The sequence below is a fragment of the Neptunomonas sp. genome (assembly GCF_041601355.1).
Taxonomy (GTDB): Bacteria; Pseudomonadota; Gammaproteobacteria; order Pseudomonadales; family Balneatricaceae; genus Neptunomonas.
Genome location: NZ_JBFIIH010000205.1, coordinates 1 through 4,489, shown reverse-complemented (window position 1 = coordinate 4,489; position 4,489 = coordinate 1). Strand labels below are relative to the sequence as shown.

The following is a 4,489-nucleotide window of genomic DNA, read 5'->3' as shown; positions in this document are numbered from 1 at the left end:
TGTCAACTCACAATAAAGTTTGTGACTGGTTTAATGAAGTTTGTGAGCGTAATTAAGTTTGGGACTCATTAGTCGATAAAATGTACATAAAGGCGAACCAGCAATGGTTCGCCTTTTTTGTTTTTCTTTGATCCGTCCTGAATAAAGTTGTCACTTTTCAATCATTAATTTGAAGGATCAGTCGGCACTCTCAACAGTACGCCCGCCATTCAGTTTTATACCGGCCTAAATCAAACTCTCAGGCTGGCGCACCTTCCACTCTCTTCGCAACCAGCGACATATTTTCCGCTGTGTTTTATAGACCGGGTTCGATGCATTGGGCGCTATGCCCAGCTTTAGTGTGCATCAGTTGGCTGCAGACGGGAGTAATGCTCTGCTATTGTGCATTTTGATTAGAATTTATGTGTTTTCTTAATTTAAGGTACTGAATTAAAACAATAAAAAAATGTTGGCACGAATATTACATATTCTTAATAGGAATATAATATTCGAATCACATGGATCGGAGATCAAATGTATTTAATAGCCGTCATTATCAGCCCACATATGTTGGAAGAGGTCAGAGGGGCTTTGCACTCTATTGGCGTGAACGGTCTTACCATGACTGAAGTTAAAGGCTTTGAACGCGAACAGGGTCACACCGAACTCTATCGAGGTACAGAGTACCGTATCAATTTTGTACCCAAGATAAAGTTGGAAATTGCGGCTGATGATACGCTGGTAGACCAGGTTATTGATGCGATTTCCGGGATCGTCAAAATCGAGCATGTTGACGATGGTAAGTTGTTTATTACAGAGATTAAGCAAGTTTTCAGAATTCGCACCGGTGATTCCGGCGTTTTTGCATTATAGGAGATATAGATGAGTAATCTAACAATTGAACTTTCATACGCGCTCGACACATTCTACTTTTTAATGTGTACCGTGTTGGTTATGTGGATGGCCGCAGGCTTCGCTATGCTCGAAGCCGGGCTGGTACGCAGTAAAAATACGGTAGAGATACTTAATAAGAACGCGCTTCTTTACGGTATTGCGTGTGTTGCTTATCTGTTGGTAGGTTACAACATTATGTATCCGGCTAACCCTGTTAGCTCGGTCATTCCCGGATTAGATTTCCTGCTGGGCGCGGATAATACCATTGAGTCGGTGACTGCTGGTGGCGAAGATGCGCCGTATTACTCAAACATGGCCGACTTTATCTTCCAGGCCGTGTTTGCTGCCGCGACGATGTCTATTGTGTCGGGTGCTGTTGCTGAGCGGATGCGCCTGTGGCCATTTCTGATCTTCGCTGTTGTGATGGTCTCTGTTATCTATCCGGTAGAGGGTTACTGGAAGTGGGGCGGTGGTTTCCTTGATGAACTCGGTTTTCAGGATTTTGCAGGATCGGTTGTGGTACACATGGCAGGAGCTGCCGCCGCACTGGCAGCAGTGATTTTGGTGGGGCCGCGTAAAGGAAAGTATGGCCCGAACGGTCAGGTACGTGCCATTCCGGGTGCCAACCTACCCATGGCAACGTTGGGTATGTTTATTCTGTGGATGGGGTGGTTCGGCTTTAATGGTGGTTCTGAGCTGAAAATTGCTAACGTTGAGGAAGCTAACGCCGTCGCTAAAATCTTTGTAAATACCAATGCAGCTGCAGCGGCGGGTATGGTTGTTGCTGCTCTCTTTGCTCGCACCTTATTTGGCAAAACCGACCTGACAATGACCATCAACGGAGCACTCGCAGGCTTAGTGGCAATCACTGCTGAGCCATTGGCACCGGATGCCGGAACGGCTTCTCTCATCGGTGGCGTAGGTGGTTTGGTTGTAGTGCTTTCAGTACTGGCGTTAGACAAGCTGAAGCTGGATGACCCTGTCGGTGCGATCTCGGTACACGGTGCCGCCGGTATTTGGGGCATCTTTGCGGTGCTGATCTCAAACCCTGATGCAACCTTTATGGGGCAGCTGATCGGTACAGCGGTAACCTTTGCCTGGATGTTTATCGCGTCGTACATTGTATTGCTGATTATCAAAGCGACGATGGGTCTGCGGGCTAGCGAAGAGGAAGAGATGGAAGGTATGGATGTGTACGAGTGTGGTATGGAAGCCTACCCGGAATTCACCTCAGGTAAGTAATCTATCCTGGGTGTGAGCTCCTCCCCAATAAAAAGCCCCCTGTTTTAATCAAAAACAGGGGCTTTTTTGCTTTATGGATTCCGGGGACAGTTAACTTAATTCCTCAGCGCTGGTGTCATAACCTATATTCGACAGGGATGTATCAAATACCAGGAACAAAACTATAGCCAGGATGGCTCTGCTGGTTATTGCGGGATAAATGGAAAACTCTGCTCTGGCCCCAGTTGTTCCAAATATTTCCCTAATTGGGATATAAATGAATCTGATATCACTTCAGTTTTGTCGGAAGTTCGGGACTACTCAGGAAGTCTTACCGACTTTGAACAACGTATCCGAAAATATATACCTGTTCTATCTAACATGGAGCAAGAAGAGTATCGTGAAAAAGAACTCCCTGCATGGGGGCTCAGTGGTGCAGCCAGATAAGTTTTAGATCTCACCGATGACGAATGCTGGGCAAAAGGGAAATGTCCGAGCCATTTAGATCTATTGCTGAACATTATAGAAATATAATATCAGGTGGCTGCATCTGATCTTTGATGTTAGGCACTCAATGGAGGTATCGTTTTGAGTTTCTTGGAGCCGTTTCTTGCTGCGCTCGGGGGCACGAGCGCAGCCGTCCTGGTACTCGGCTATCTAGCCCGTAACTTGCTCGAGAATCGTCTTAAGAAGGATCTCGAAGATCACAAGGCATTGAAACGTGATTGGGAGAATGAACGAAAGATCCAACTTGAGGAGCAGGCGAGTATTCGAGCTGCAGTCAAGAGGTACTCCAGGGTAATCCTTATCTCTGCTGGCGATCTTCAAGATCGCTTGTGGCACTTGTGCGTGAGGCAATCCAAGTCGAAAAATAAGGTTCTTCTCGCTGAAGATGATTGCGCGCAAATGTATGGTTCTTGGCCTATGACAAAGAAGCATTACTTGATAGGCACGATGTATCTGTTCTGCCGATTCTTTTGCTGGGTAGAAGTGTTGAAGGCCAACGTTAGGTTCTTGGAATTTAACGATGACGATAAGTCTAATGAGTTCAACTATCATCTGAAGCGTGTGGAAAGGATGTTTGCGGAAACTGATTTGCAAGCGTTCTCGGAGACAAGAGTTTCAACAGATAAGCAGGTCTTTCAGTTGATGCAAGGAGAGATCGGCGAGCACCTTCGGGTCGACACTGGCGCGGAAGATCAGTGCATGTCCTATCACGAATTTCGCATCAACTATGAGGAAATTCGAGATGGGAACGAAGGCATACTACAGCTAGAGGCAATGTTGCTTTCATCAATGTCGGACGCAAAGAGCAACTTTTGCATGACTCGATTGAGACTCATCTGCAATTCACTTCGAGACCTCGTGTTGTTTCTTCTTGAACACAACGAATTGGGAACAGCTGAGGAAATCGAGAAAGTTGACGTGCCCTCATTTGATGAGAAAAAGTACCTAAGCAAGTGGCCGTCCGTGCCTAACAAAGCAATGCAGCGGACCGCCTTTGGCTGCGGCTGATTACAGTTGTTATGCGGGAAAATGGGGTCAGATCACAGTTGTTGCTAATAGGGAAAATGGGGTCAGATCACAGTTGTTGCTAATATAGCTACATTATTCTGCTGTATATCAGCTCAGCCGAGAAGTGGTTGATGGCACGTAATTGTTGGCTAAACCCAATTTGAAAGGCGGCTGAGAAGTGTCTAAAGAACTAGCGGCGATTCACTAAGCAATCATTGCAGATGACGTTAATGTCAGCTTGAGGTCGCTTTGCGTCTTAAATGGCTCTGAGTCGAACCAGATCAAGCGCTTAGGCAGGTGGGCGCTAATTCGGTCATGGGCAGTAATATTAAAGATAGGCATCTAGCAACCTAAAACGATAAGCGTAATAATTTTGGATAGTAAGGTATGAATCACCGAATTCTTGACAATAAAAATCAAAAAGAAATAGCAGACCTGTTCACTTCTGTATTCACTTCATCTGAGGGAGAAAAAGAAGGCAAGCTGATTGGCGATCTTGCCTCAGAGCTATCCTCAAACATCGACAATGACGAAATAATCTGTTTCGGCACATATGAAAATGAATTACTGATTGGTTCTATTTTCTTTACTCGCCTTCGGTTTAATGAATCCATTCTGGTTTATATGCTGGCTCCGGTTGCAGTAAGCACTGAACATCAGGGAAAAGGCATCGGGCAGGCGCTAATCAATTATGGGCTTAATGCGATAAAAAACGGTTCTGCGAATGTGGTTATTACTTATGGAGACCCATCTTTCTACTCCAGGGTAGGATTTGAACCTCTGTCAGAAGATGTCATCCAAGCTCCTCTGGAACTTTCAATGCCAGTAGGTTGGCTGGGCCAATCCTTAACGGGTGATCCAATTTCTGCTATCAACGAAC

Annotated in this window: 4 protein-coding genes; all 4 read left to right on the top strand. The window is 45.7% G+C overall.

The genetic code is table 11. The annotated features are described in order from the left end of the window. The first annotated feature begins 513 nt into the window (after nt 1–513). Nucleotides 514–852, top strand: coding sequence for a P-II family nitrogen regulator (locus ABY436_RS19150; protein ID WP_372740525.1), 339 nt, complete (start codon nt 514–516; stop codon nt 850–852). A 9-nt stretch (nt 853–861) separates the two neighbouring features. Then, on the top strand, nt 862–2,115 hold the full coding sequence (locus ABY436_RS19145) for an ammonium transporter (protein WP_372740524.1): 1,254 nt from the start codon (nt 862–864) through the stop codon (nt 2,113–2,115). 567 nt (nt 2,116–2,682) lie between these two features. After that, nucleotides 2,683–3,609 (top strand): hypothetical protein, encoded by a 927-nt coding sequence (locus ABY436_RS19140; RefSeq protein WP_372740523.1) that lies wholly within the window; start codon nt 2,683–2,685, stop codon nt 3,607–3,609. A 387-nt stretch (nt 3,610–3,996) separates the two neighbouring features. Next, a partial coding sequence (locus tag ABY436_RS19135; protein ID WP_372740522.1) for a GNAT family N-acetyltransferase occupies nt 3,997–4,489 on the top strand: 493 nt, incomplete at its 3' end.